24 protein-coding genes and 1 pseudogene are annotated in these 26451 nt (G+C 59.3%); 7 read left to right on the top strand and 18 right to left on the bottom strand.

Annotated features, from left to right (window positions below; genetic code table 11):
* Positions 1-54 precede the first annotated feature (54 nt).
* Together AB1462_RS07730 and AB1462_RS07725 are read right to left on the bottom strand one after the other, a co-directional pair.
* Complete coding sequence (locus AB1462_RS07730) at positions 55-1296, bottom strand: MFS transporter (RefSeq protein WP_367246512.1); 1242 nt, start codon at positions 1294-1296, stop codon at positions 55-57.
* A gap of 23 nt (positions 1297-1319) precedes the next feature.
* Positions 1320-1853, bottom strand: a complete 534-nt coding sequence (locus AB1462_RS07725; RefSeq protein ID WP_108538433.1) for a 2,4'-dihydroxyacetophenone dioxygenase family protein — start codon at positions 1851-1853, stop codon at positions 1320-1322.
* 239 nt (positions 1854-2092) lie between these two features.
* Here AB1462_RS07725 and AB1462_RS07720 point away from each other — a divergent pair, with 239 nt between their 5' ends.
* Entirely contained in the window at positions 2093-3067 is a 975-nt protein-coding gene (locus AB1462_RS07720) for an AraC family transcriptional regulator (RefSeq protein ID WP_315337708.1), read from the top strand.
* A gap of 105 nt (positions 3068-3172) precedes the next feature.
* Here the strand turns inward: AB1462_RS07720 and AB1462_RS07715 are convergent, their stop codons facing one another.
* Entirely contained in the window at positions 3173-4159 is a 987-nt protein-coding gene (locus AB1462_RS07715; protein WP_315337709.1) for an MDR family oxidoreductase, read from the bottom strand.
* 129 nt (positions 4160-4288) lie between these two features.
* On the opposite strand from AB1462_RS07715, the gene AB1462_RS07710 reads away from it, so the two are divergent.
* Together AB1462_RS07710 and AB1462_RS07705 are read left to right on the top strand one after the other, a co-directional pair.
* Positions 4289-4447: a hypothetical protein gene (locus AB1462_RS07710; RefSeq protein WP_315337710.1), complete on the top strand. Its 159-nt coding sequence runs from the start codon at positions 4289-4291 to the stop codon at positions 4445-4447.
* 16 nt (positions 4448-4463) lie between these two features.
* Positions 4464-5471, top strand: a complete 1008-nt coding sequence (locus tag AB1462_RS07705; RefSeq protein ID WP_315337711.1) for an aldo/keto reductase — start codon at positions 4464-4466, stop codon at positions 5469-5471.
* 56 nt (positions 5472-5527) lie between these two features.
* Here the strand turns inward: AB1462_RS07705 and AB1462_RS07700 are convergent, their stop codons facing one another.
* From AB1462_RS07700 to AB1462_RS07670, 7 genes are all read right to left on the bottom strand, one after another.
* On the bottom strand, positions 5528-6283 hold the full coding sequence (locus AB1462_RS07700; protein WP_367246509.1) for an ABC transporter ATP-binding protein: 756 nt from the start codon (positions 6281-6283) through the stop codon (positions 5528-5530).
* Complete coding sequence (locus AB1462_RS07695; protein WP_367246507.1) at positions 6277-7323, bottom strand: FecCD family ABC transporter permease; 1047 nt, start codon at positions 7321-7323, stop codon at positions 6277-6279. The genes AB1462_RS07700 and AB1462_RS07695 overlap by 7 nt, the downstream gene beginning before the upstream one ends.
* On the bottom strand, positions 7320-8474 hold the full coding sequence (locus AB1462_RS07690; RefSeq protein WP_090404581.1) for an ABC transporter substrate-binding protein: 1155 nt from the start codon (positions 8472-8474) through the stop codon (positions 7320-7322). Before AB1462_RS07690 ends, AB1462_RS07695 begins: the two co-directional genes overlap by 4 nt.
* Before the next feature lie 64 nt (positions 8475-8538).
* Positions 8539-10953 (bottom strand): TonB-dependent siderophore receptor, encoded by a 2415-nt coding sequence (locus AB1462_RS07685; protein ID WP_367246505.1) that lies wholly within the window; start codon positions 10951-10953, stop codon positions 8539-8541.
* Positions 10954-11054: 101 nt separating this feature from the next.
* Positions 11055-12032 (bottom strand): FecR domain-containing protein, encoded by a 978-nt coding sequence (locus tag AB1462_RS07680; RefSeq protein ID WP_090404575.1) that lies wholly within the window; start codon positions 12030-12032, stop codon positions 11055-11057.
* A complete protein-coding gene (locus AB1462_RS07675) occupies positions 12033-12548 on the bottom strand; it encodes a sigma-70 family RNA polymerase sigma factor (protein ID WP_259194068.1) in 516 nt (171 codons plus the stop codon).
* A 117-nt stretch (positions 12549-12665) separates the two neighbouring features.
* Complete coding sequence (locus tag AB1462_RS07670; protein ID WP_367246503.1) at positions 12666-13895, bottom strand: MFS transporter; 1230 nt, start codon at positions 13893-13895, stop codon at positions 12666-12668.
* Positions 13896-14069: 174 nt separating this feature from the next.
* Between AB1462_RS07670 and AB1462_RS07665 the strand changes: the two genes are divergently transcribed.
* Positions 14070-16268 (top strand): TonB-dependent receptor, encoded by a 2199-nt coding sequence (locus tag AB1462_RS07665; protein WP_367246501.1) that lies wholly within the window; start codon positions 14070-14072, stop codon positions 16266-16268.
* Between the two features lie 185 nt (positions 16269-16453).
* Here the strand turns inward: AB1462_RS07665 and AB1462_RS07660 are convergent, their stop codons facing one another.
* A complete protein-coding gene (locus tag AB1462_RS07660) occupies positions 16454-17302 on the bottom strand; it encodes an SDR family oxidoreductase (RefSeq protein WP_367246500.1) in 849 nt (282 codons plus the stop codon).
* A gap of 89 nt (positions 17303-17391) precedes the next feature.
* Here AB1462_RS07660 and AB1462_RS07655 point away from each other — a divergent pair, with 89 nt between their 5' ends.
* Positions 17392-17802, top strand: coding sequence for a helix-turn-helix domain-containing protein (locus AB1462_RS07655; protein WP_090404560.1), 411 nt, complete (start codon positions 17392-17394; stop codon positions 17800-17802).
* 58 nt (positions 17803-17860) lie between these two features.
* Here the strand turns inward: AB1462_RS07655 and AB1462_RS07650 are convergent.
* Positions 17861-18091, bottom strand: a pseudogene (locus AB1462_RS07650) (3-hydroxyisobutyrate dehydrogenase); the annotation flags it as partial.
* A gap of 40 nt (positions 18092-18131) precedes the next feature.
* Entirely contained in the window at positions 18132-18890 is a 759-nt protein-coding gene (locus AB1462_RS07645; RefSeq protein WP_259194062.1) for an SDR family oxidoreductase, read from the bottom strand.
* A gap of 100 nt (positions 18891-18990) precedes the next feature.
* On the opposite strand from AB1462_RS07645, the gene AB1462_RS07640 reads away from it, so the two are divergent.
* Positions 18991-19578: a TetR/AcrR family transcriptional regulator gene (locus AB1462_RS07640; RefSeq protein WP_259194060.1), complete on the top strand. Its 588-nt coding sequence runs from the start codon at positions 18991-18993 to the stop codon at positions 19576-19578.
* 58 nt (positions 19579-19636) lie between these two features.
* On the opposite strand, the gene AB1462_RS07635 is transcribed toward AB1462_RS07640, so the two are convergent.
* The 3 genes from AB1462_RS07635 to AB1462_RS07625 all read right to left on the bottom strand — a co-directional run bounded on the left by AB1462_RS07635 (position 19637) and on the right by AB1462_RS07625 (position 23201).
* Positions 19637-20509 carry an isocitrate lyase/phosphoenolpyruvate mutase family protein gene (locus AB1462_RS07635; RefSeq protein WP_315337733.1) on the bottom strand — a complete coding sequence of 291 codons (873 nt, stop codon included), beginning with the start codon at positions 20507-20509 and terminating at the stop codon, positions 19637-19639.
* A 112-nt stretch (positions 20510-20621) separates the two neighbouring features.
* Positions 20622-21929, bottom strand: a complete 1308-nt coding sequence (dctA, locus tag AB1462_RS07630; protein WP_259194059.1) for a C4-dicarboxylate transporter DctA — start codon at positions 21927-21929, stop codon at positions 20622-20624.
* A 102-nt stretch (positions 21930-22031) separates the two neighbouring features.
* Positions 22032-23201, bottom strand: coding sequence for a mandelate racemase/muconate lactonizing enzyme family protein (locus tag AB1462_RS07625; protein ID WP_259194058.1), 1170 nt, complete (start codon positions 23199-23201; stop codon positions 22032-22034).
* Between the two features lie 100 nt (positions 23202-23301).
* On the opposite strand from AB1462_RS07625, the gene AB1462_RS07620 reads away from it, so the two are divergent.
* Positions 23302-24195 carry a LysR family transcriptional regulator gene (locus AB1462_RS07620; RefSeq protein ID WP_259194057.1) on the top strand — a complete coding sequence of 298 codons (894 nt, stop codon included), beginning with the start codon at positions 23302-23304 and terminating at the stop codon, positions 24193-24195.
* Positions 24196-24237: 42 nt separating this feature from the next.
* Here the strand turns inward: AB1462_RS07620 and AB1462_RS07615 are convergent, their stop codons facing one another.
* On the bottom strand, positions 24238-24948 hold the full coding sequence (locus tag AB1462_RS07615) for a hypothetical protein (RefSeq protein ID WP_315337716.1): 711 nt from the start codon (positions 24946-24948) through the stop codon (positions 24238-24240).
* A 178-nt stretch (positions 24949-25126) separates the two neighbouring features.
* A complete protein-coding gene (locus AB1462_RS07610; protein ID WP_315337717.1) occupies positions 25127-26311 on the bottom strand; it encodes an aldo/keto reductase in 1185 nt (394 codons plus the stop codon).
* Between the last annotated feature and the right edge of the window lie 140 nt (positions 26312-26451).

Here is a 26451-nt window from a genome sequence, read left to right as displayed (position 1 = left end):
GACTCATTTTATTGTTGTTGTGATGAGCAAATGGAGCAGCGTGGTGATCTCGGATCACGCACGCTGTGTGCAGGCTTGCATTGATCGGCGTTGCAGCACGCCAGGCGCAGTTTCCTTGAGCAGCAGGGACAGCCCTGCTGCCAGCAAGGCGCCGCCGCAGGAGATCCACATCACAATCGACAACCCGAACTGATCGGCAGCGAACCCGGCAACGGTCGGCGCCACGAACCCTCCTACCAGTTCGCCAACGCCCATGATCATGCCCAGCGCCGTGGCCATGACTTCACGCGGGACGGTTTCAGCCGGAATGGTGGACATGAACAGCGTGAAGCAGCCAAGCCCGGTGAAGGTGAGCACCATCAGCACGCCGAGTATCATCGGCGACGGCGCAAATAGCAGGGCTATCGGGCAGCAGGCCGCAATCAGCGAGAACAGCACCAGCGTCGGACGGCGGCCGATACGGTCGGAGATGCTGGGCACCACAAATCCCCACACAACCCATGCCGCACCCAGGCAACTCATGATCGTGCCCATGCTCGGCGCGCTGTAACCGCGGACACTGACCAGAAACGTCGGGGTAAAGGAGATCAGGATCACGAACCAGGTCAGAAACACGCAACTGATCAATGTGCATAGCACGATGTTGCGGCTTTTAAGCAGTGCCAGTCGCTGCCCGGTGAGCTTGACGTTACTCACCGGCGCCTGGCGAGGTTCATCCTGGCGCACATAACGCCAGATGAGCCATGCGATCAGCAGTCCTGGCAGCAGCGACACAATGAACGCATGTCGCCAGCCATAAGCCTCGGCCAGGGCTATCAACACCGGAGGGCCGATCACCGCGCCCAACAGGCCCGCTGCCGAGCCTTGCAGCAAGCCCATGTTCAGGCCCCGGCGATGCGGCGATGACGCCTCCACCATCATCGATTGAGACAACGGCAGGATTGGGCCCTCGGCCAACCCCATGATGGCGCGAAACAGCAACAGGCTAAGGAATCCCGCGACCAGCCCCGAGAGGGCCGAGCACAGCGAGAAGAGGATGACCGCCGCGATCAGCAGCGGCTTGCGCACCCCCCGGCGATCTGACCACGCGCCGACCAGCGTGCCGGAAATCGCCCAGGCCAAGGCCAGCACCGAAGACAACATGCCGAGGTGACTGTTGCTCAGATGCAGCTCTTCAGCCATGAACGGAAACAGGAACGACAGCGCTAGACGATCGAAAAACACAAAACCAAACGTCAGGAACAACACGCAGAGCAGGACATTTTCATAACTGGCTTTATTATTTTTGTGAGCCATGACGGTTCTCCGCAGCACGGGGTTTAACGGAATAGACGGTCCACTGCATCAGCGCCCAGGCCGACCTTTTCGTAATGTTCACGGCACAGGGCGATGTAGGAGTGCACGTCGAAGTAGCCGGTGGATTCGCCGTGCTCGTCGAGCCAGATCAGCGGCCCCTTGACGATGAAGAACACGCGCATGGGTTCCTCGTGTTCATAGGCCACCAAGGTGTGACCCTCGCCGGGCGTCTCATAAACGAAATCACCGGCGGTGGCGGTCCAGTCGTGCTCCAGGTAGCCCCACTTGCCCGACAGGGTGTAGGCGAACACTTCGTGCGGGTGGTAGTGGCGATTGACCAGGCCGGCATGGCTGGACATCAAGATGTCGCACCAGCGGTTTTCGCTGGGGGAGATCCACAGAGGGCGTGAAGAAACCGTCTCGGTGAAGGGCACGTAGAGCCGCAGATCATCACTGGCGGCATTCGGCAGGTAAACCTCAGGCTTGGCATCGGGCTTGAAGCAGTTCGCGATGGGCTGCAGGTCTTTCCAAAATTCGTTGCGGGCTAATTCGGGCATGTTGGGCCTCTGATTGTTGGAATACAGGGGCCACTCTAGGGAGAACGGGGCGCTGCGGTTTGATCGAAACTGACGTCATTGTTGTCTGCATCGGACAGATATTTTCAGTTCATCGGTTGCCGTGGTTTTGTATCGGCTACCGATTGACAGCGTGCCTGGGTGGGCGGTTAATGGGGCGCTGCAGGCCCCGTAATCCGCCTTGTGTGGGGCCGAGCAGTCAATAAAAACGAGAATAAAAAATGACCCGAACCGTCGCCTTGCTTGATACCCAGCGTGCCAGTACCGATGACCTTCCGCTGGATCAGCGCGTGGCATTCTGGGAACAGTACAACGCATCGACGCTGGTCGGCCTGAAGTGCTCTTCCTTCAGCGAAACCGGGTTCAGCGCGCGGGAGGACAATCTGAGTCTGGACCGGCTGCGGGTCGCCCATATTGCCGGTACCCAACACGTCATCGAGCGTGATGGTTCAATGATTCGCACCGTGCCCAAAGAGTCGGTGTTCGTATCGCTGGTCATGGGCAGTGCGTCGTTTTTCTTTCAGAACGGCAACTGCCATCTGCTGGAACCGGGCGAGATGATGGTGTATCGCACCGACAAGCCCTACCTGTTCGGCTTCTCCGCTTCGATGCACAAGTTTATCTTCGATATCCCCCAGGACGTGTTTGCCTCCCGCTGTCTGCGCCGTTTTGATCACGCCGTGAAGATCAGCGCACACACCGGCACACAGCGTTTACTGCTAAGGACATTGAGTGAGCGCACCGGCGGTTTTTTCGAGCAGCCGCTCAGCCAAGGGGCGGACAACTATCAAGAGGATGCTCTTGAGCTGCTGGGGACTATTATTGCGGGTCAGATGGGTAACCGTCGGATCAACGCGCTCAGTGCGTCCTACCTGTTGGCCGCCAAGCAATGCATCCTGGAGCAACTGTCCGACCCTGCATTGAGTTGTGAACGGGTGGCTCATCAAACCGGCGTCTCCACACGCCACCTGGCCAGGCTATTTGCCCTGGAAGACACACAACCCCATCGTTTTATTCTGGAAAAGCGCTTACAGGGAGCGCTCCGTCTGCTGAGCCAGGCGGACAGTCGCGGGCTGGACATTGCCGAAGTTGCCTATCGCCAAGGGTTTACCAGCCAGGCGCATTTCGCCAGGGCCTTCAAGGCGTACTATGGGCGCACCGCAAGCGACGTGCGCGCATCGTCGGTCGGCGTATAGCGTCCGCGCGCCAGGGCGCGCCTGCTCATTGGATTGTTTCATTCATTGAGGAAGGTCAGCGCTCCGGGTACAAGCTCGTGGTGGTACTGGAAAAAAACGCCGCCGTCACGCGTTCACATCGACGATGGTGCGCCCCTGAATTTTTCCTGCGAGTACGCGGCTGGCGATGTCGGGAACGTCGGCGAGGCCAACCACCTTCGAGGTTCGGGCAAGCTTGTCCAGATCCAAGTCACTGGCAAGGCGCGACCAAGCCTGCAGCCGTATCTGCTGAGGCGCATTGACCGAATCAATACCAGCAAGGGTGATGTTGCGCAGGATGAAGGGGAGCACAGAGGCGGGCAGATCCGCGCCTTGTGCAAGTCCGAAGGCTGCGACCACGCCACGATATCGGATGTGTGCCAGCACGTTAGCCAACGTATGGCTACCGACCGAGTCAATGGCGCCCGCCCAGCGCTCTTCGGAAATCGGTGCGCCCGGTGCGGACAAGGTGTGGCGGTCGATGATTTCGTTCGCGCCAAGTGCGCGCAGGTAATCGGCCTCATCAAGCCGCCCGGTCGATGCGATCACCCGATAGCCAAGTTTGGACAGCAGGGCAATCGCTACCGATCCTGAGCCGCCATTGGCTCCGGTCACCAGGATGTCGCCATGCGCGGGGGTCAGACCGCCATGTTCCAGCGCCAGCACGGACAGCATGGCGGTGTACCCCGCGGTGCCGATTGCCATGGCATCCCGGGCCGAAAAGGCTGCCGGAATCTTGACCAGCCAGTCACCGCTCACGCGCGCTCTTTGGGCGAAGCCGCCGTGGTGAGTCTGGCTGAGACCCCAGCCGTTGGCCAGCACACGGTCTCCGGCCACGATGCCGGGATAGGTCGACGACTCTACGACACCGGCAAAGTCGATCCCCGGAATCAGCGGAAACTTGCGAATGATCGGTGACCGGCCACTGAGCGCCATCGCGTCCTTGTAGTTAACCGTTGAGTATTCGACCGCGACGGTGACGTCGCCCGGCATCAAATCCTCGTCCTCAAAGTCGACCAAGCGGGTGGAAATGGTGTCGTCGGTCTTGCTGGCGAGCAGTGCCTTGAATGTCATCGTCTTCTCCTGGTGAGGTGACCACGTCTTTGCGCGTCCCGGCGACGTTTTACTGGACCATGGCCGCGAACATCGAATGATGTCGATCATAATCTTCGTCGTCAAGATCTTTGATTGCGATTGACATCAATGAAGCGTGTAGGCTTCACTGATGGTATCTCTACAGAGATCTTGAAGATGAAGGTCACCCACGCGCAGGGGACCACTATCGAGGTGATTCGCAGGTTGCTGGCGGGTGCTGTCGAGGCTGGCATGCGTCCAGTCGATCACGACAACATGGCCGATTGAGTTGACGGAGCACAGCATGAAGTACACATCATTTGGAAGAACCGGTTTGCAGGTTTCACAGGTGGCACTCGGCACGGGCAACTTCGGCACAGGCTGGGGTTATGGCGCCGATCCCGACGCCAGCAAAGCGGTGTTCAACGCTTATGCCGAAGCCGGCGGCAACTTCATCGATTCGGCGGACGTCTACCAATTCGGGCAATCCGAAGAACTGCTCGGTACCTTGCTGGAAGGGCGGCGTGAGGATTTTGTGCTCGCCACCAAGTTCAGCAATGGCGCAGCGCAGAATGCCAACCGACTGGTCACCGGCAACAGCCGTAAGGCCATGGTGGCGTCCGTGGAGGCGAGCCTGAAACGGCTCAAAACCGATCGGATTGATATTTACTGGGCGCATCACCCGGATGGCATCACGCCCCTTGAGGAAATCGTCCGAGGCTTCGAGGACCTGGCGCGTGCCGGCAAGATCCTGTACGCGGGCCTGTCGAACTTCCCCGCCTGGCGTCTCGCCCGCGCGGTCACGCTGGCCGAATTTTCCCATGTCGTTCCGATTGCGGCTGCGCAGTTCGAACATAGCTTGGTACATCGCGAGCCCGAGGCCGATTTGTTCAAGGCATCGCATGCGCTCGGTCTCGGCATCGTGACGTGGTCGCCCCTGGGCGGCGGTATGTTGACCGGAAAGTACCGGCAAGGTGAAAAGGGGCGTGCTGAAGGGTTCGCAGGCCGGGTGTTCCAGCCGGAGAACTCGGCACAGCGCACGCAGACGCTGGACGCGGTAGTCGCTATAGCGGGCGAACACGGCGTCAGCCCGGGCCAGGTTGCCATTGCTTGGGCAGGCACGCATGGTGCGGTTCCCATCATCGGCCCGCGCTCACTTGGCCAACTTACCGATAACCTTGGAGCGCTGACACTGCAGCTCTCAGCGGAGCAAATCGGCCGACTTGATACCGTGAGTGACCTGGTGGCGTCGACAGTCGCCAGGGTACCCGTTGCTTGGGCTGACGGCGCTCCAGAGCGTGTCATTGCCTGAGCTGCCGCTAACCCTGTCTGTGCACGCGCGGTCGTAGTTTGGCGTTGGGTACGCTGTCACGTTATCCCGTCGATCAAAATATGTGGTTGTCCGCGACTGCACTGCTCAATCCGCGCCTCAACCTGGTACACCTCGCGCAGCATGCGTTCGGTGATCACCTCATGACTCGCGCCGCTGCCCTGTGCGGTGCCGTGTGCAATCACCAATACCTGGTCGGCAAAGCGCAACGCCTGGTTCAGGTCATGCAGGGCAATAAACACGATGACCTGCTGTTTGCGGGCCAGTGCGCCCATGAAGTTCAAGACCTGCACCTGACGATGCATATCGAGGGCGCTGGTGGGCTCGTCCATCAGCAGGATTTCCGGCTCGCGCACCAAGGTCTGGGCGATGGACACCAGTTGCTGCTGGCCGCCGCTGAGTTCGCCGAGGTTGCGAAAGGACAAGTCGCTGATGCCAAGGGCCTCGAGCATTTCGTCCACCAGGTTCAACTCGTCATCGTGGACGGCCCATTGCGGCGACAGTTGCTTGCGGGCCAGGAGCACCGATTCGTAGACCGTCAACCGCGCACTGGCATTCAAGCCCTGGGGCATATAGCAGATGCCCTGCCGGCCCTTTTTCGAGTCCTGCAGGATCACCTGCCCAGGCCCGTCGATCAGCCCGGCCATGCGTTTGAACAGGGTGGACTTGCCCGCCGCATTGGGCCCCACTACCGCGACCACCTGGCCGCCGGTGAACGCGGCCGTGGTAACGCCACGGATGATCGTGCGCTGGCCATAACGGGCACCCAGGTCCTGCAGTTGAATCTTCACCATGAGTTTTTCTTCCCGCTGAGGATCAGAGATATGAAGAACGGCACGCCGATCAGCGAAGTGACCACCCCGATCGGGAAGATCGCGCCCGGGATCAGGGTTTTGCTCACCACTGAACTGGCGGACAGAATCAGTGCGCCGGTCAGCAGCGAGGCCGGCAGGAAGAAGCGCTGGTCCTCGCCGATCAACATTCGCGCAATATGCGGGCCGACCAGCCCGATAAAGCCGATGGTGCCAACAAAGGCCACGGGGAACGAGGCAAGCAGGCTGACCATGATCAGCGTCTGAAAGCGTAGGCTGCGCACGTTGATGCCGAAACTGGCGGCCTTGTCGTCGCCCAATCGCAGTGCGGTCAGGGCCCAGGCGCGTTTGGCAAAGATCGGCAGGGTGATCACGATCACCAGGCAGATCACCCCGAGTTTGGGCCAGGTGGCTTTGGTCAGGCTGCCCATGGTCCAGAACACCACGGCCGCCACGGCTTGCTCGGTGGCGAAAAACTGCACCAGGGCCAACAACGCGTTAAACGTGAACACCAGGGCGATACCCAGCAGCACGATGGTTTCCGCGGTGACCCCGCGACGCATGCTCAGGAAGTGAATCAGCAGCGCCGAAAGCATGGCCATGATGAACGCGTTGACCGGCACCATGTACTGCGCCGCCAACGGAAACAGCGCCACACCAAACGCCAGCCCCATGGCCGCACCAAAACTGGCGGCGGCGGAAATGCCCAGGGTGAAGGGGCTGGCCAGCGGGTTGTTGAGGATGGTCTGCATCTGCGCTCCGGCCAGGGACAATGCCGCACCCACGGCAACCGCCATCAGGGCGATGGGCAGGCGGATGTCCCACATCACCACGCGAATCTGCGCCGGCGCACTGTCCGGCGCAAAGAGTGCACCGAGTACTTCATTGAAGCTGTAGCGCGCCGGCCCCAGGGCCAGGTCAAGCAGCACGCTGCACAACAGCAGCTGGGTCAGGCCCGCGAGGATCAGGCGTTTGCGCAGCACCAGGCGCCGGTAGGTGTCGCGTTGAATCACCGCGCTCATGGTTTGAGGCTCACGAAGTAACCCGGCTCATAGGGCACTGGCAGGAATCGTTCGTGCAATTCGCGGAACGAGGCTTCAGGGTCCAGGTCGGTAAACAGTGTCGGATGAAACCATTTGGCCAACTGCTGGATGGCCACGAACTGATACGGGCTGTTGTAGAACTGGTGCCAGATCGCGTGGAACGCCTGGTCATCCTGTGCCTTGATCCCGGCATAGGCCGGGCGCCGGGTGTACCAGGCCAGTTTGCGCCGGGCTTGCGCCATGTCGGCACCGGGGCCCACACCGACCCAATGGCCACCGGGGGCAAAGGCTTCCCAGTTGGCACTGGTGACCACCACCTGTTCCGGATTGGCGACCACCACCTGCTCGGGGTTCAGCTGGCCGAAGGTGCTGGGGATGACGTTTCTGGCGATATTGTTGCCACCGGCCATATCGACGAACAGACCAAAGTTTTCATTGCCGAAACTCAGGCAGCAATCGTCGGTGTAGCCACCGATACGTTCGATGAACACGTTGGGGCGCTTAGGCTGTTGCGCGTTGATCACGTCGGTGACGCGGCGGATCTGCTGGTTGCGAAAGTCGATAAATGCTTCGGCACGCGCTTCTTTGCCGAACAACTGGCCGAACAGGCGCATGGTCGGTTCGGTGTTCTGCATCGGGTGGTTGCGAAAGTCGACGTACACCACCGGAATCCCCAAGGCGTCGAGCTTTTCGATATACCGGGCATCCTCGGTGGCGTGTTGGGCCTCGATATTGAGGATGATCACGTCCGGGCGCTGGGAGATGGCCTGCTCGATATCGAAGGTGCCGTCTTCAAAGCCGCCAAAGGTGGGGATTTTGGCGATGGCGGGAAATTTACGCAGGTAAGCGCCATAGGTGTCCGGGTCGGACTGGATCAGGTCCTTGCGCCAGCCGACGATTCGCTCTATGGGGTTTTGCGTATCCAGCGCGGCAACCAGGTACAACTGACGACCTTCCCCCAGAATGACCCGCCGGACCGGCAGGTGCACCTTGACCTGGCGCCCGAGCAAATCGGTGACGGTGCTGCGCGTTGCCTGCGGCTCGGCCGCCGTTGACGGCAGTGCCCATCCCAACAAACCCGCAAATAGCAGCCCGGCGAAGGCGTGGCTGCGTCGAACAATGGTAACCATGGTTAAAGCCTTTGCAGTGGTCGAGCCGGGTGGCGGTGCAGATAGCCGTGCCGGGCCGAAGGTTTCAGAAATCGACCGTGGTCGACAGTAGAAGGGTGCGTGGCGAGCCTTGAGAGAACGCACCATAGGAGGCGACGCCCGACCAATATTCACGGTCGAACACGTTCTGTACCGTGGCGCGGAAGGTCGTCGGCCGCTGGGCGATGCGCGTGCTGTAGCGCACGCCCATATCGAAGCGGGTCCAGGGGGCCAACTGCTGGGTATTGGCCTGGTTCACGTATTGGCTGGCGGTGTACAACGCGCCGCTGGTCAACGTCAGCCCCTCGACCCAAGGCACGTCCCACTCGGCCCAGAGGTTGGCTTGCACCTTGGGCACCCCCACCGGGGTGTTGCCCCGGTTGGCGGCTACTCCGCTTTTGGTCAGCTGTGCATCCAGCAACGTCACGCCGCCGAGCAGGCGTGTGCCTCGGCCGGCCTCACCGGATACGTTCAACTCCAGGCCCCGGTTGCGCTGTTCGCCTTGTACCGCAAAGGTGGTGCCTGACAGCTCGCCGCTGGGTTTGGTGATCTGGAACAGCGCGAGTGTGGACATGACCGTGCCGTAGTCGAGCTTGACCCCGACCTCATGCTGGCGTGAAACGTAGGGGGCAAAGACCTGGCCTGCGTTCGAGGCCGTGGCGGGGGCGATATCGCCTTTGCTCAAGCCTTCCAGGTAGTTGTAGTAGAGCGATACATGCTCCCACGGCCTGACAACTGCCCCGAACAACGGCGTGGTCTTGCCGTCGTCGTAAGCCGTCGTCACCGCGCCTGCCGCGTTGTAGTTGTTGGAGCGGATGGTCTGTCTGCGCAGGCCGGCAGTCACCTGCAGGCGCTGATCGAGCATCGACAAAGTGTCGGCAACCGCGACGCCGGATAATTCGGTCGCCGAGACTTTTGGCGTGGCAGGCGTTGCAATGTCTACCTCGGGCCGTGAGATAGGGTGGTAAATGTTCGACAGGATCGGCGGGCCTGAGAGGATGCCGCGCGACAACTCATCGCGATAACGCGTGACTTGCAGCGTGGTGCTGTGGCTGATCGGCCCGGTGTCGAAACGCAGGCGGGCACCGGTGTCGACCGTGTAGCGCCGGACCTTGAATTTGTAGTAGCCGGGAATCGACGAGGTGTCGCCGGCGGTGTTGATGATGGTCGGGGTCTGGTCGGACAGGCGTGCCACGTTCGACTGCCCACCGCCGGCATGGGCAAACAGGGTCAGTGCGTCGCTCACGTCATACTCGCCACCCAGCAAGGCCGATTCGTCGCGGGTCTTGGACCAGCCCCAATCCTGGCTGACGTTGGTTCGCCCGTTGGCGGCGTGGGGAATCGGCACCTCGGAAGCGATCAGGAAGGGCCGTGACGCGGCGTCAAATTGCTCTTGCTGGGCGATCAGGTCCAGGCTGGTGCGCAGTCGATCGCCCTGGTAATCCAGGGCGATGGCACTGACTCCGACATCCCGCGATTGCTTGTCGATGACGGTGTCACCCTGCTGCACACGGCCGTTGACGCGCACGCCGAATTGACGGTCTTGGCCAAACCGCCGACTCAGGTCGATGTGGGTGCCCAGTTGCAGGTCCTGGGCATAGGTGGCAGTGACGCGGGTCAGGTCCTCGTCCAGGGAGCGCTTGGGGACCACGTTGATCACGCCGCCGACGGCGCTGTTGGGGGACATGCCGTAGAGGAGGGCGCCGGGGCCTTTGACCACTTCGATGCGTTCGGCGTAGTCGGTGAATACCCGGTAATTGGAGGCCACGCCGTACACCCCGTCGAACGCGAGTTCCCCGAGGTTGCCTTCGCCCACCGGAAAACCACGGATAAAGAATGAATCGACGATACCCCCCGTCTGGCCGGTGGAGCGGACCGAGGAGTCGCGCTCCAGCACGTCGCCCACGGTTGTCGCCTGCTGGTCCTTGATCAATGACGCGGTATAGGTGCTGATGCTGAAGGGCGCGTCCATCACATCCGTATTACCGAGCAGGCCGAGACGCCCGCCCTCGGCCACCTGGCCGCCCGGGTACACCGGCGGCAGGCTATCGGTATGTTGTTGCGCCGCCTCCACGGTGGTGGCCGACAACGTGACCCTGCGCAGGACCAGGGTGTAGCTGCCATCGCTGCGCAACACCATCTCCAGGCCGCTGCCTGCGAGCAAACGCGTGACGGCCTCCTGCGTGGAGAAGGTCCCGCTCAGTTCGGGACTGATCAGCCCCTCGGTGATCGACGGCTGGAACGACAGGGCAATGCCGGCGTCCACGGCAAAGCTTGAGAGCGTAGCGCCGAGCGGGCCGGGGGCAATGTGGTAGGTCTGCACAGCGACCGCGTTCAATTGGGCCGGTTCCCCCGCCAATGCCGGCGCGCGCACAGCACTGGCCAGCAGCAGGCTGAGCACGACGCCGTGCACCATCGGTTTGAACGGACGAGCCGGACGCAGGGGCCGTGCTACGAGCATGAAAGGATGACCCAATGGACGAGAGGAAAAGGCTGTTCATGTGTTTGCCAGTCGAGATCGAAAAAAGTATCACCCTGGCCACGGTTTATTTTTGCGTGAGCTCAGGCGGGCGACAGGGTGACCCAATAACCGCGCAAATGACTGTTCGCCAGCACGGGGTAGGTGTGCACCAGCATGCTTAAGGTGCGATCGGTATCACTGATCGGAAAGGCCCCGGAAATGCGCAGGTCGGCGATGGCGGGATCACAGCGCAGGAAACCTCGGCGGTAGCGCGTCAGTTCCGCGACGAAATCCGCCAGGCGCATCTTGTCGGCCATCAACATGCCTTGGGTCCATGAACCGATGTAGCGATCGGTCGGCGCCAGGTCACCAAAGGTCTGTGAGGAGAAGTCGGTGCGTTGCCCGGCGTTGACGATCAGCGGCGGGGTCTGGCGGTTATCGGCCAATATCACGCTCACCGCGCCGTCGATTACCGCGAGGTGCGTGCGTGGGCTCACTTCACGTACGGTAAAGCGTGTGCCCAGCGCCTGCATGCGCCCCTGGCGGGTGCTGATCAGGAAAGGGCGGGGCAGAGGGGCTGTGTCCACGGCCGTCTGCACCAGGATTTCGCCTTCGCGCAGGTGAATAAGCCGTTGGCGCTCGTCGAATACGACGTCGATGGCAGTATCGGTATTCAGGGTGATGCGCGAGCCATCGGCCAGGGTCAGTTCGCGGCGCTGGCCAACGTCGGTACGGTAGTCCGCTGACCATTGCTGCGATTGCGCCAGCTTCCAGCTTCCCCAACCCACGGGCATCACCGCCAGCAGGATCGCCAGCTTGCCCAGCGCTGCACGACGTTCCGGGCTGTTTGGTCGGTCCAGGGCCGACATTGCCAGGGACGACGGCAGGCCGCCGAACTTGCTCTGCAGCAATTGTGCACGCGACCAGGCGCGATCCCGCTCCGGGCTGCTGACCTTCCAGCGCTCCCATTCGGCGCGTTCGTGGTCGCTCAGTTCGCGTTCGCTCAAGCGCATCAGCCAGTCGGCGGCTTCTTCGAGTACCTGCGGGTCCAGCGGCGGTTCCTTGCGCAGACCGAGCATTCACTCCACCAGCATCAGGCACTGTACGAAGGCCTGCTTCATGTAACGTTTGATGGTGATCAGCGATACACCCAGCTGCTCGGCGATGTCGTCGTACTTGAGGCCGTTGATCTGCGACAGCAGGAAGGCGCGCTTGACCAGCGGCGCCAGGGTATCGAGCATGGCGTCGATTTCGTGCAGGGTTTCCAGCACCATGAAGTGCGCTTCGGGCGACGGCGCTTCGTGGGCAGGCACGTTCGCCAGTGCATCCAGGTAGGCGCGTTCCAGCGCCTTGCGCTGGTACCAGTTGACCAGAATGCCCTTGGCCACGCAGCTCAAGTACGCCCGTGGCTGGTCGATCACCGTGACTTGTGAGGCCAGGATCCGGGTGAAGGTGTCCTGGGCCAGATCCGCCGCATCCATGGCGTTACCCAGTTTTCTCTTCAGCGTGGCATACAGCCAGCCGTGATGCCCGCTGTACAGGGCCTCGATGGCGCGCAGGTGATTGAGGTGATTCGCGGAAGAGGTTTCGCTCATGGCGGCAGATTTGTTTGTAATTGAGAAGTATTCCCAATGCTAGTTGACAAACCGACGTGAGCGCAAGCGCGATCATGTCCGGTGATCAGGCGTGTGACATGCGTATCGAGGCGTTAATCAGCGATTGGGCGGCGCGGACACCGACCAGTACCGCAACGCGACCATGGGAATCAGCGCCACTGCATAGGCCAGGCACACGAAAAGATAGGTGTATTGCAGGCCGTAGACCTGGCTCAGCAAGCCACCAATGGAGATGCCGGCAATCGAGGCGAACTGCGCGGTACTTTGGGCAATCCCCAGTACGTAGCCTTGTCGCGAGCTGTCGGCGGTTTTCGAGACCAATGCCATCAGTACGGGGGTGGTCGCTCCCAGCAGGACCCCCCAAATGAAGTAGGCGACGATAAATACCACGGGGCTGCGCGTTACGCCCGCCACGGCAGTCAAGGCGATGCAACCCACGACGATATACGTGATGCGTTGCAGGGTTTCTGCCTGGGAACGATGCTCGAAGTAGCGCGACCATGCCGTTGCCGACAGGATAAAACCCAGCGCCAGCAACCCGTAGCACAGGCCGACGACGGAGTTGCTGACCTTGAACGTCGAGCTTACGTACAGCGAGAACGATGTCTGCGGCAGCATGCGCGCCAGCAGCAGGATCCCCATGACGCACAGCAGTGACAGCAGGGGAGAGCTGCGCCATACGCTGTCGGTGCCTGCGGCCGGCGTGCGGGTGGCCACCGTCGGTTGCTTGGGTACAGGGGGCACATCCGGCAATGTCACGGCGGCGATGACGGTACAGAGTGCGCAGAGCATCGAGGCGACGATGTTGATCCAGAAAAACGTCGCGTAATCGAGGATCAGGCCGCCAACAACCGCACCCAGCAGTGAGCCGACATTGGTCGATATCTGCAGGATCGCAAATAGCCGCGCTCGTCGCGACGGCGCTTCGATACTCACCCCGTAAGCCTGCGCCGGGGCGATATAGCCGGCAAAGGCGCCCTGCAGGAAACGCAGCACTAGGATGACCCAGATGTCGCTGAAAAACGCCAGCCCGAGCTGGGTCAGGGACAACCCCGCGAGTGCGCGGATCATCATCAATTTGTGCCCGTAGCGATCGCCGATACGGCCCCAGAATGCACTGGTCAGCATGATGCCCAGCATCGGCCCGACGTACACGGCGATGCTGGCGAAGCTGAAGACCGACTCCGAGGAGGCCAGCCCGCGCAGGTGCACGGGCCAGAACGCCCCGCTCATTTCCATCGCGCCCATGGAGACCAGTTGGATCGCGAACAGAAGATAAATGAGGATTCTCACACGCGAACCCTGGATGGCACCTGCTTGGGACATGAGTACTCCTTGGTCAGCCACAGGGCCATTTCATGCAAGTGTGGGAGGAACGCGGCGTCCAGTACAACCCTGCGCACCGTGCAAAAAAATTAAACGGGAGGGTGATACTTTTTCGCACGTCGACTGGCATTAGGAGTGATTCCCATTTTCTCTCGTTGAAAGGATCCTCTCGTCATGCCTGTTGCCAGTCGGCCCTGCGGTGAACGCGCGTTAACACTTGCCATTCGAACGGCCCTGTTGAATTTCGTCATGGTCGCAGCGGGCGCCAATGCCTGGGCTGAGACACCAACGCCTGCCGTCACGGATGACAGCAAGCCCAGCCTGACCCTCGACACCACCAGGATCGACGGCCGCTACAACGGCCCGACGGCGCTGCCCGAGGTCCTTTCCGGTGGGCAGGTGGCGCGCGGCGCGCGGCTTGGAATGATGGGCAACAAAGACGTGATGGACACGCCGTTCAGCGTCACCAGCTACACCGCCAAAACCCTTGCCGACCTGCAAACCGTCACCGTAGCCGATGCCCTGGAACGCGACCCTTCGGTGCGCTCCACGGGGCAGACGGGCGGTATCGTCGATTCGTTTTTCATTCGCGGTTTTGCCATCGGCGAAGGCAACCTGGGTGAGCTGGCCTACGACGGTGTGTACGGCGTAGCCCCCAACTACCGGGCTTTTACCGAGTACGCCGAGCGTATCGAAGTGCTCAAGGGGCCGGGCGCCTTGATGTACGGCATCTCGCCCAACAGTGGCGTGGGTGGGGTGATCAATATCGTGCCCAAGCGGCCGTTGGAGGAAGACCTGACCCGGTTTACCGGCAGCTACGCGTCGGACTCCCAGGCGGGCGGGCACCTGGACATCAGTCGGCGTTTTGGTGCGGAAAACCAGTTCGGCGTGCGCTTTAACGGCAGCCTGCAGGGTGGCGACACGGCCGTGGACGACCAGCATCGCGACGTAGGGATCGGTGCGATTGCCCTGGATTACCGTGGCGAGCGGCTGCGCCTGAACCTCGACTACATCAGCCAGAAAGAAAGCTTCGAGGGCGCCTCACGCCCGTTCAGCATCGCACCGGGCGTTGACGTGCCATCCGCCCCCAATGGCCGCACCAGCCTGCCGCAAAAGTGGGGCTGGTCGGATACCAAGGAACAGTCCGCATTGCTCGGCGGTGAATATGACCTGAGCGACAACCTCACCGTGTTCGCCCATGCAGGCGGCGGCAAGTCGGATGTGAAACGCATGTCCGACCAGGTGCCGCGCATCCTCAATGATGCCGGTGACACCAGCAATGTGCCGGGCTATTACAAATTCAACGTCGACCGTTCTACCGCCGATGTGGGGATGCGTGGACTCTTCGCCACCGGCCCGGTCACCCATACCACTACGCTGATGGCGACCCGTTACCAGGATGAGCTGTCGCGGGGCATCAACAACGGCACGACAATCCTCTCCAATATCTACCACCCGGTGGACACGCCCAAGCAATACATCAACACGCCCAAGGTGCTGCGGATCTCGGAGTCGGAGTTGTCCGGCGTGGCCTTGACCGACACCTTGGGGATGCTCGACGACCGTCTCCAACTAAGCCTGGGTGTGCGCCGGCAGTTTATCGAGTCACGTAACTACAATGCCGCCGGCTCCGTCAGCTCGCGTTACAGCGCCAACGCCACCACGCCGTTGCTGGGTGTGGTGGTCAAGCCTTGGGAGGACGTCTCCCTTTACTACAACTACGTCGAAGGGCTGAGCAAGGGCGACGCGGCACCGGGCACGGCGAGCAACGCCGGGGAAACTTTTGCGCCGTATGAGTCCAAGCAGCACGAACTGGGGGTGAAGTATGAGCACGGCACCTTCATGACCACACTGGCGTTGTTTCAGATCGAGAAACCTGCCGGCGAACTGGGCGCCAATGGCGTGTATTCGGTACAGGCCGAACAGCGCAACCGTGGCCTGGAACTGAGCGTGTTCGGCGAAGTGGCCACCGGCACCCGCTTGATGGGCGGTGTGACCTTCCTCGATGGCGAGCTGACCAAATCGGCGACTGCCGCCAACCAGGGCAACAAGCCGGTCGGCGTACCCGATATCCAGGCCAATCTGTGGGCGGAATACGACACCCCGTGGCTGGACGGTTTTACCCTCACCGGCGGCGCGATCTACACCGACAGCCAATACGTCAACCAGGCCAACACTCAGCAACTCGATTCCTGGACCCGCATTGATGCCGGCGCGCGTTACGCCACCAAAATAGAAGGGCGGCCGACGACTTTCCGCGCCACGGTACAGAACGTGTTCGACCGTGAGTATTGGTCCGGCGTGGCCTCTTATAGTGCGTTTTCCCCGGGGTATCCACGCACCTTGCAACTATCGGCTACCGTCGATTTTTGACGGGCGCCGGTTTGGAGCAGTCATGCACCAGCAATAACCTTCAGGCTTGCTGGTCGCCCGATCGTCAATGACCCGAATTCGCCATTGCTCAAAGGTGCGCAGGGGTTTACAGCCCTTGCGCTCTTTGTTGGCGTGGCTGCTCAGGCGATCGTTCTGCGAACAGGCGGCGCTACGGTGTTCTGCGATCATTGCCCTTTGAGAGCGCTTGCCACTGCAGCCGAAAGTGAAGTTGTGGCTCTGCCGATCAGCGTCGAAAGGTGATGGCTGTCATCGAAAAGCGCGTCTTTGGACGCGCTGACATCGTAGCCCGCCAGTGCATGTGCCAGTGGCTCCGGGAGGCCGAAATTGATTAACGCAGCGGCGTAGTCGGTTTCAGGCAAGTTCTTGTAGGGAATGTTCCTACCCGTTTGCCGAGAAACCTCGGCTGCGAGTTCCGATAACGTCCAGGCGCAGTCTCCCGCCAACTCGTAAATCTTCCCTTCTTGATCGTCGCGGGTGAGCACTACGGCAGCCGCCTGGGCGAAATCTTCCCGTGTCGCCGCTGAAATCTTTCCGTCACCTGCGCTGCCGATTAATTCACCGGCCGATAACGCGCCAGCGATAAAGCCGGTGTAGTTCTCGGTATACCAACCATGACGCACTATCGTGAATGCCAACCCCGACGCTTTGAGCTCTGCTTCCGTTTGCCGATGCTCCTCGGCGAGGTCCAATGAAGAGGTATCAGCGTGCAGTACACTTGTATAAACAACGCGCTTCACACCGGCCTGCTTTGCTGCGTTGATGACATTTCGATGCTGCGAAAGTCGCTTGCCTATTTCGCTTGAGGAAATGAGTAGCAGCGTGTCGACTCCGTTGAGCGCCGCGACCAGCGTTTTCGGACTGTCGTAGTCGGCAACACGTGCGTCCACCCCAAGATCACTCGCCTTGTCAGGGTTGCGCACCAGCGCGACTATGTTCGACGCGGGTACTTTTTGCTTGAGTTTCTCGACAACGAGGCGGCCAAGTTGGCCGGTGGCTCCGGTGACGGCGATCATGAGGTGGATCCTTTTACAAAATTTGATAGAGCCGGCAGAATATGGCCTTAGCTAACTTTTCGTAAGTACGCACCTAAAGGTAAGTGAACATGCCGGATTCCGAGTCCTCTGGAGCAACCCCTCCCGCAACATTGGCCAACCGACTGCACAGCGGCGAATTATTCGCCCCGGATTGTCCATCAAGGATCGTACTCCAACACGTCAGCAGCCGGTGGGGAGTATTAGTATTGGTGGCCTTGCTCGCGGGTACGCATCGCTTCAGCGATCTGCGTCGCAAGATTGGAGGCGTCAGCGAAAAGATGCTTGCGCAGACCCTTCAGTTTTTGGAACTTGATGGCTTCGTTCTACGCAAATCTTATCCGGTTGTGCCACCTCACGTTGAGTACAGCCTCACCCCTATGGGAACTGAGGTAGCCCGCCATGTTGAAGGCCTGGCTGACTGGATCGAAGACAATCTGCCAAGAATTTTGGATGAACAACGCTCTCGACAGGTTTCATAAGGGGCTTCCGAGCCCTGACACGTTAATACAGGAGAGAATAGGAAATTCACTCCGATAGTCAGGCGGTCAGTTGCCGATTCATGGCAACAATGTCCTCGTGGGTGAAATGGCCACCGGGCGTCATGAACTTGGCCATCAGGGCGTCCCGGTTTTGAGGCGCCTTCAACTTATCTGCCGCGCACAAGGCAAACCTCAACTCTGGCAACTTCAGTTCGGTGCAATAGGCAGGTGTACCGGGTTGCTGACGCCATGAGTCTTCAAGGCTGCCCGCGGCAAGCGCGGTAAAGCCGTGACCGCGATGGCAGCAGAGGCTACTCACACGGTTGACATTATTCTGCCGGTGGTTTGTAGCCCGCCAGCATTTTCAATACCTCGTCATGGGACCCGCTCGCTTCAGCAAACCGTAAGGGCTTGGCGCGTTCGACGACAAGTTCGCTTGGGGTCGGAGAGATCTCGAGCAGTTCGAAGATTTCATCCAAGAACTCCTCCAAAGGCATGGCGTGTTCATCGTTTTCCTGCCCGAGCAAAGTGGTACGCACACCCGGCGGCGCGAGCTCTATAACCTCAACCGGCGAGTTCTCCAGCTGCACTCGAAGACTTTGAGTGAACGAGTGAACTGCGGCTTTGGTTGCGCTGTAGGTCGGTGTTGCAGGCAGCGGGACAAATGCCAGGGCCGAACTGACATTCACAATCGTTGCGCTGGGCTGCTTGATCAACTGGGGAGTGAACGCGTAGACCATACGAATCGTGCCCAGTAAGTTGGTGGTTACGATATCTTCGGCTGTGCTCAGGCTTTGCGGATCAGTCAGATCCTCCCAGTGCATGATCCCGGCGTTGTTTATGAGAACGTTCAGGTTCGGATGGCTGATCGCAAGCGCTTTGCTGCTGCGTTGGATGGATTGTGGATCGCAGACGTCCAGCACGATTGATTCAATCCCTGGATGCTCCGACACGATCTTGTCGAGCAGCGCCTTGCGACGTCCCGCGATGATGACGGTGTTACCCGCCTTGTGAAGCCTGAGCGCCAGACCGAGGCCGATGCCCGAGGTGCTGCCGGTAACCAGAATCGTGTTGCCAGTGCTGTTCATAGTAAACTCCAGAAATGACGCTTAAACGGACAGGTGTCCGCTTGATGAAAATTACCGGACAATTGTCCGATTAGCAATGCACTGAAGGAAAACTTTGCCCATGACTGACGAATTGGTGATGCGTTCTGACGCCAAGAAAAACCGCGAACGGATACTGGAAGTCGCTGTGCACGAGCTGACCAGCGATCCTGCGGTTGCGTTGAGCACGATTGCGAAGAAAGCTGGGGTAGGGCAGGGCACGTTCTATCGCCACTTCGCCACCCGAGAGAAGCTGGTCTTCGAGGTCTATCAATTCGAGATGCAACAGGTGGCTTCGTTGGCGGAACATCTCGTCGCGACAAAACCACCCAAGGAGGCCCTCCGGGAATGGATGGACTGCCTCGCTGAATACGCAATGACCAAGGCAGGACTCGCTGCTGCGATTCAACAAGCTGCGTCCGTTTACGAGTTCCCGGGGAAGTCGGGATACGCTCCAGTCCAGGCCGCCGCCGAGTTGCTCTTGAGGGCGAATGAAAAGGCGGGGACGATTCGTAGCGGGATTACCAACGACGATTTCTTTCTGGCCATTGCTGGAATATGGCAAATGGATGCCCAGAGCGAATGGCGCCCGCGTCTCGCCAGATTGATGAGCCTGGTGATGGATGGTCTGTGCGCTGGCAGCCCCGAAAGCCTGAAGAAGAACGCATAGCCGTTAGGGCTGCCTATGGCCAGCGACCTTGTGGTCACTGCGCCCAGGTGTTTCAAGGTCAATTTGAATCGTGCCCTGACGTCAAGCAGGTCTTGGCCCACTCACGATAATTATCCGAGAGCGTGTATTTTGATAGCAGCTCAGGAAGGGAAAGTTCGCGTCCCTGTACGCCGCTTTGTTCGCGCAGCGCCTCGTAGGTCGCTTTGATTGCGCACAGATAAGGGGCATGCCCATTGACCACGATCCGTACATTGGCGGCACTCAGTTTCTCGGCATCGTTCAGGGCCTGATTGCTGTAGTTGATCAGCATGATCGGCACGCCAAGGTGCGCAGTGAGCGCGTCCAGGTGCTGGAAATCCTTAACGCCAACCAGGCAAATAGCATCTGCCCCAGCCTTCTGGTAGGCCGCGGTGCGAGCGATGGAATCTTCCAGCGTGGTAACGGCCACATTTGTTCTGGCGATGATGCCGAGCGCATCATCTGACCGGGCAAATCGCGCAGCGTAAATCTTGGCTGCGGCTTCTTCCCTGTCGATAAGCACGTTCGACTGTGCGTCGTACTGGGCCGGTAGGTGGGTGTCTTCCAGCGTCAGGGCGGCAACACCGGCTTTCTGAAGCTCGGTCACTGTACGCATCACATTAAGCGCGTTACCAACCCCATGATCAGCGTCGCCGATGATTGGGATTTGACTGGCCCGCCCGACTCTAGAAACCTGTTCGACGTATTCATCCAGCGTGAGCAGCGCAATGTCAGGTGCCCCGAGCACTTGAAGCGAGGCGATGGAACCGCCTTGGATGGCAACCTCAAAACCAAGGTCGGATGCCATACGAACCGAGATAGGATCGAATACGGACGCAGCAAATTTACACGTGGTTCCCTGGAGCAAATCACCAAACGCCTTGCGCAATTCATGATGAGATCGCTCGATCATTTTTTTGGATCCACCCAATTCATTCGAGGCCTGCTTCGGGATGAACCAGACCAGGAAATCACTACCGGTCATGGCCATGGTTGACGCGCAAATGACCGGTAAACTGTGCTGATTACTTTTGCGGCAGCAAGGCTTTGCGCGCTGCTTTTTCGTGTTTCATTGCGGCAATCTCCCGCTCGCAGGCTTCGACGTCAAAGGAGTTGTCCCATTTGGCAATGGCGATGGTGCCGATACCGTTGCCGATCAGGTTGGTCACGGCTCGCGCTTCGTTGAGGAAACGGTCGATGCCCAAGAGCAGGACCAGGCCTACCAACGGAATGGAGTGGATGGTTGTGAGCGTTGCAGCAAGGGTTATGAACCCGGCACCCGCCACGCCGGCGGAGCCTTTTGAGGTCAGCAGGAAGACCCCCAATAGAATCATCTGATCCATAAACGTCAGTGGCGTGTTGGTTGCCTGTGCGATAAAAATCGCCGCCATGGTGAGGTAAATGCAGGTGCCATCTGCGTTGAAGGCGTATCCAGTGGGTAGCACCATGCCCACCACCGACTTCTTGCAGCCCAGCTTTTCAAGTTTCACCATCATTCGCGGAAGCACGGCTTCGGTTGAGCAGGTGCCAAGCGTGATGAGAATTTCATCTTTGAAATAACGCAGGAACTGCATAAGCGGCATGCCCGACCATCTGGCAACCGTACCCAGTACCACCACGATGAAAATCAAGGTGGTGACGTAGAGCGCGACCAGCAACTGGCCGAGTGACAGCAAGGTACCAATGCCGTACTTGCCTATCGTGAACGCCATCCCGGCGCCGGCACCAATCGGAGCCAGGCGCATAACCATTGCCACGATCTTGAACAGCCCTTGCAGAAACAAGTCGATGGTATTGATCAGCGGTTTGCTGGTTTCGCCCATTTGAACGAGGGCAATGCCCATCAATACCGAAATCAAGATGACCTGAAGCATGACGCCATTCGAAAATGCGCCAATGAAGGTGCCCGGAATGATGTTGAGAAAGAAATCAATGGTGCCGCCTTGCTCACTGGCGGCCTGGCTGTACTTGGCGATAGCGCTGGCATCAAGCGTGGTAGCGTTGATATTCATCCCGGCGCCTGGTTTTACGACATTGACCACGATAAGGCCGATGACCAGCGCAATGGTTGAAAGGATTTCAAAGTAGAGCAGCGCCTTGACGCCAATCCGCCCGACCTCCTTGATGCTGCCCATCTTGGCGATACCCACCACGACGGTGCCGAAAATAATCGGCGCCAACAGCATTTTGATAAGTTTGATAAAGCCATCCGCAAAAGGTTGAAGCTTGGCTCCGAATTGCGGTTCAAAGTGACCAATCGCTGCGCCGATGACGATACCGATCAGCACCTGTACATACAGCTGGCTGTACCAGCGGGATTTGGACATTTCCACGGAAGCACCTCATTTTATTTTTGTGATGGGCATGTGGTTTGGCGTCAGTGGATGACGCCTGAGTCTGCGGCCCCTTTAAAAGACACCGCAGATCGAGGTTGATCAGCCTTCGCCTAACTCACGCATGACTGCGTACAAGGCGGACTTGGCTTCGAAGCCAACACCTGGAATATCCGGCAGGCCGACATAACTATTTTCCACCTTGATTCCGTCGGCGAAGCCGCCGAAAGGCTGGAACACGTCGGGGTAGGATTCGTTACCGCCCAGGTGCAGGCCGGCTGCGATGTTCAGGGACATCTGGTGGCCACCATGTGGAACTACGCGGCGGGAAGACCAACCCATTTCTTCCATCACTTTCAGGGTGCGCATGTACTCCACCAGCCCGTAGGACAGGGCGCAGTCGAACTGCAGGAAGTCGCGATCAGGGCGCATTCCACCGTGACGCAGAAGGTTACGGGCATCCTGGTGGGAGAACAGGTTTTCCCCGGTGGCCATGGGCAGCTCATAGTGATTGGCAAGCTCTGCCTGGAGTGCGTAATCCAGCGGATCGCCGATCTCCTCGTACCAGAAGAGGTTGTACTGCTTGATCGCTTCCGCGTAAGCAATACCGGTCTGTAGATCGAAACGACCGTTGGCATCGACCGCCAGGCGACGACCGTCACCCACCACTTCAAGCACCGCTTCGATGCGACGAATATCCTCATCCAGCGGTACTGCCCCAATCTTCATTTTGACGACGTCGTAGCCACGATCCAGATAGCTCTGCATTTCTGCTTTGAGCTTGGTCTGGTCTTTACCTGGGTAGTAATAGCCACCGGCTGCGTAGACCCAGACCTTGTCATCTGCCACGCCATTACGGTAGCGGTCAGCCAGCAGGCGATACAGCGGTTTGCCTTCAATCTTGGCGACGGCATCCCATACAGCCATGTCGAGGGTGCCAACCGCGACAGAGCGCTCGCCGTGGCCGCCTGGTTTTTCGTTGGTCATCAGGGTTTTCCAGATGGCGAACGGGTCCAGGTTGTTGTTTTCATGGTCGACGAGCGTGTCGGGATCAGCTTCCGTGATGCGCGCCAGGAAACGATCCCGCATCAGAGCGCCTTGGCCATAGCGACCATTGGAGTTGAAACCGTAGCCGATGACGGGTTTGCCATCGCGAATCACATCGGTGATGACAGCGACGACCGAGCAAGTCATCTTGGAAAAATCGATATAGGCGTTGGCAATTGGGGAGGCAATGGAAACTGTTTTTTCACGGATGTCTACGATACGCATGACGGGCTCCTCTTGTTGTTTGTGGCCCCACGTTATGCTTTGCGATGTCACCCGCCCAATGCTATTAATGCCGCACCCTATGCACAGGAGGCATGGCCCCTTGGAACTCGTTTGGCTCGAAGATCTTTCAGCGCTTGCGGAGTACGGCAGCTTTGTCCGTGCCGCCGAGGCACGCCACGTTACTCAGCCAGCCTTCAGTCGAAGAGTACGGTCACTGGAGAATTGGATGGGCGTCGAGTTGTTTGTGCGCACACCACAAGGCGCAACCCTTACCGAGGCCGGAAGGCAAATTTTGCCCAGTGCCCAGGAAGCGGCCCGGCACTTGTACAGGATGCGTAACGAGGCTCAAGAGGTAGCAGGAATCGCGGCCAAATCACTGCAATTCGCGGCAACTCATTCGCTGTCGTTTACGTTTTTTCCCAAGTGGCTTCGAAGCGCTGAAAACGGTGCCCCCATTGAGGCAGTGAAGCTGCACTCGGACAGCATGGCCGTCTGTGAGCAGATGCTGATACATGGCCAGGTGCAGTTCCTGCTTTGTCACCGCCATCCCGACGTTCCACCTTTACTGGCGCCTGATCAGTTCACCAGCAAGAAGGTGGGGGAGGACGTCCTCGTTCCGCTTGCGAGTGCTTCCACTCACTTCGGCACCTCGCCGGCGGCATTGCCTTACCTCGCCTACACCCATGAGTCTGGACTGGGACGTATCGTCGCCCACAGATTGCGTGGCAAAGAAGATTACCTTCACCTCAAGCCGCTTTTCAGCAGCCACCTTGCAGCGGTACTCATGTCCATGGCCCTGGAAAGCAAAGGCGTGGCGTGGTTGCCCAAGAGCCTTACCGAGCAAGAAATCCTGGACGGGCGCTTAGTCAGGGCACTCGACGAAAGCTGGGATATACCTTTGGAAATTCATCTGACGCGCCCGAAAGCAATCCTCAGTCAATCTGCTGAAGAGTTTTGGAGCAGGGCGGGTAGTGACGCGCAAACTCCCACATGACGACCGCCCAGTGACACGCAATGTCCAAGCGGGTCTTTATCTTTATGTCGGATGACTGAGCGAAGGAGGTTTTCTGGCTCCTGCCGCAGAGTTTAACCAGAGCAGCATTGCGGCGAGAGAGGCGGCGACTATCAGCGTAAGCCACATGATGACCAGCAGGGTGAAAGTGACACTGTTGTTTAACTCACGAAAAATGCCGAAGGCAAAAGCCGTGTACCAAGACACACCCGAAACTGCACCGGACGCAAGAAATAAGGCCGCTCTTTTGCGAGACACGCCAAAGAGCAGGGGGCGACTCACGTCGCGTAGGGCTTCTGGCAGCACAAGCGCGTGGATGATTATTCCGTTGATGGTCAGCACGATCACCACAATGACCTTCGCCCAGAGTTTGGGGTTTTCAAACTTTTCCGGCGACTCCATCGCGTAAAGGGCAAGGAAACCAAGGCCTGAAAGCCACAGTAGGCAGAGTCCAATAGTGACCGCGTCGCTGATGAAGTGAAAGGTGCGTCCGATTTCAACCGGGAGGCTGCCCCGGCGCATCCAACGCAAGATCCAGAGGTCCAGCATCGTGGCCCCACCAAGACCGAAGCACATGCCGAGCAGGTGTATACCGATAAGGAGGGTCAGCACTTTTAGCTGTGGGAGTGGATCCGGCAATGGAACGCTAAGCGCGAGTGTGTCGGCGAGTAAGTGACCACTGCCGGACAGCGCCAGCAGGCCGCCTAAAACCATGAGAGACGTGCGAATCTTCATTTATTACGGCCTTGGATGAGTGTTTTTAGTTGGGCGCGTGCGCAGTTTATTGACTGGAATAGGCTGATCAAGCGGCTGCTATCTATAGCGTTGCAGCAACCAGGAAGATAAGTTACGGGTTAAATGAGTCCAGCGACGATAACGCCACATCAGCAGGTAGCACGGGCGTAGCGCCTACTCAGGAAGGGACCGGTGCTTGAGCATCGATCAGGTTCCGACTCTTGAGCTCCTCCCAAAAGGCTGTTGGGATACCGACCTTCATCGCCTGCACATTGGAAACGATCTGTCCCGGCGAGCGGGCCCCCGGAATGATCGCAGACACTTGCGGATGTGCTGCCGCGAACTGCAGGGCGGCAGTATGAATGTCGATGCCATGTCGTTTGGCAACCGCCATGATTCGCGCGCGCTTTTCCACCGCGCCGGCAGGCAGATCCAAGCTGAAGTTATATCGGCTGCGCCCTCCCAGGAATCCATCGTTCAGCGGTGTTCCAACCACAACGCTGGTGCCCTTACGGCTCAACGCCGGAAAGGTGTTGCGCAACGCATCGCCGTGCTCAAGGAGCGAATACTGGCAGGCAAGCAACACGATGTCGGGCGTCGGGTCATCACCGGCCATTGCCTGAACCACAGCATTCGGCGTATTGACTCCGAAGCCCCATGCCTTGATGAGCCCCTCATCACGCATCTTTTCAAGCTCAACCATCGCCCCAGTGCGCGCAATTTGATACGCCGCTTCCCAGCCGCCTTCCAGTTCGGTGTTATCGGGCGAGATGTCATGGATAAAGACGATATCGATACGCGGCAGCCCCAGCCGCTGCAGGCTGTCTTCCACGGAACGACGCGCGCCTGCCGCGGTGTAGTCATACCGGTAGTTGAAGGGCGCGGGGGACTTCCAGATGGCATGGTCCGCGCGCGGGCCACCCGCGGCAGTCAATACGCGTCCCACCTTGGTGGAGACCACATAGTCGTTTGGATCTTTGCCGTGCAGAAAGCGGCCGACACGATATTCACTCAAGCCAAACCCGTAGAACGGCGACGTGTCGTACAGCCTTACACCTGCGTTCCAAGCGGCCTGTAGAACCAGGCCTGCCTGCTCGTCGCTGATCGGTGCGAAGATATTGCCAATCTGTGTCCCGCCCATACCAAAGCGTTGAGGCGTCATGTATCGCAGGGTAGGCGAGGGCGAATTGGTGGGCAGGTCTGTGCGCACTGGCCGGCCTTCAGTCCGCATCACGCTCCCGCGCTCCGTCAGTAAAGACGGCGCTGGGGCTGTGGTCGCCGAACTTGCGACACTCGATGCTGGCAGCAACGCGGCTGCAACAGTACCCACTGCCGAGTAAGTAAGAAAATCTCGTCTGTCCATCCAACTTTCCTTTCACGACCGAGGTTTCACGGGATCATCGAAGCCGGTATTCGTACGAGAAGTTAGAACAACCAGGGATAGCCGGGTGACCCTAATACGCCATATTTTTTGCATAATCCTGCCGATATGCTTGTGCTGAG

This window comes from Pseudomonas sp. SB113, assembly GCF_040754745.1.
GTDB lineage: Bacteria > Pseudomonadota > Gammaproteobacteria > Pseudomonadales > Pseudomonadaceae > Aquipseudomonas > Aquipseudomonas grimontii.
Note: the sequence above shows the minus strand (reverse complement) of the source record. Positions and strands in the feature narration are given on the sequence as shown.

Coding starts and splice junctions, on each gene's coding strand:
- AB1462_RS07730 (WP_367246512.1), bottom strand. CDS start 1,296: ATGGCTCACAAAAATAATAAAGCCAGTTATGAAAATGTCCTGCTCTGC.
- AB1462_RS07725 (WP_108538433.1), bottom strand. CDS start 1,853: ATGCCCGAATTAGCCCGCAACGAATTTTGGAAAGACCTGCAGCCCATC.
- AB1462_RS07720 (WP_315337708.1), top strand. CDS start 2,093: ATGACCCGAACCGTCGCCTTGCTTGATACCCAGCGTGCCAGTACCGAT.
- AB1462_RS07715 (WP_315337709.1), bottom strand. CDS start 4,159: ATGACATTCAAGGCACTGCTCGCCAGCAAGACCGACGACACCATTTCC.
- AB1462_RS07710 (WP_315337710.1), top strand. CDS start 4,289: ATGAAGCGTGTAGGCTTCACTGATGGTATCTCTACAGAGATCTTGAAG.
- AB1462_RS07705 (WP_315337711.1), top strand. CDS start 4,464: ATGAAGTACACATCATTTGGAAGAACCGGTTTGCAGGTTTCACAGGTG.
- AB1462_RS07700 (WP_367246509.1), bottom strand. CDS start 6,283: ATGGTGAAGATTCAACTGCAGGACCTGGGTGCCCGTTATGGCCAGCGC.
- AB1462_RS07695 (WP_367246507.1), bottom strand. CDS start 7,323: ATGAGCGCGGTGATTCAACGCGACACCTACCGGCGCCTGGTGCTGCGC.
- AB1462_RS07690 (WP_090404581.1), bottom strand. CDS start 8,474: ATGGTTACCATTGTTCGACGCAGCCACGCCTTCGCCGGGCTGCTATTT.
- AB1462_RS07685 (WP_367246505.1), bottom strand. CDS start 10,953: ATGCTCGTAGCACGGCCCCTGCGTCCGGCTCGTCCGTTCAAACCGATG.
- AB1462_RS07680 (WP_090404575.1), bottom strand. CDS start 12,032: ATGCTCGGTCTGCGCAAGGAACCGCCGCTGGACCCGCAGGTACTCGAA.
- AB1462_RS07675 (WP_259194068.1), bottom strand. CDS start 12,548: ATGAGCGAAACCTCTTCCGCGAATCACCTCAATCACCTGCGCGCCATC.
- AB1462_RS07670 (WP_367246503.1), bottom strand. CDS start 13,895: ATGTCCCAAGCAGGTGCCATCCAGGGTTCGCGTGTGAGAATCCTCATT.
- AB1462_RS07665 (WP_367246501.1), top strand. CDS start 14,070: ATGCCTGTTGCCAGTCGGCCCTGCGGTGAACGCGCGTTAACACTTGCC.
- AB1462_RS07660 (WP_367246500.1), bottom strand. CDS start 17,302: ATGATCGCCGTCACCGGAGCCACCGGCCAACTTGGCCGCCTCGTTGTC.
- AB1462_RS07655 (WP_090404560.1), top strand. CDS start 17,392: ATGCCGGATTCCGAGTCCTCTGGAGCAACCCCTCCCGCAACATTGGCC.
- AB1462_RS07645 (WP_259194062.1), bottom strand. CDS start 18,890: ATGAACAGCACTGGCAACACGATTCTGGTTACCGGCAGCACCTCGGGC.
- AB1462_RS07640 (WP_259194060.1), top strand. CDS start 18,991: ATGACTGACGAATTGGTGATGCGTTCTGACGCCAAGAAAAACCGCGAA.
- AB1462_RS07635 (WP_315337733.1), bottom strand. CDS start 20,509: ATGATCGAGCGATCTCATCATGAATTGCGCAAGGCGTTTGGTGATTTG.
- AB1462_RS07625 (WP_259194058.1), bottom strand. CDS start 23,201: ATGCGTATCGTAGACATCCGTGAAAAAACAGTTTCCATTGCCTCCCCA.
- AB1462_RS07615 (WP_315337716.1), bottom strand. CDS start 24,948: ATGAAGATTCGCACGTCTCTCATGGTTTTAGGCGGCCTGCTGGCGCTG.
- AB1462_RS07610 (WP_315337717.1), bottom strand. CDS start 26,311: ATGGACAGACGAGATTTTCTTACTTACTCGGCAGTGGGTACTGTTGCA.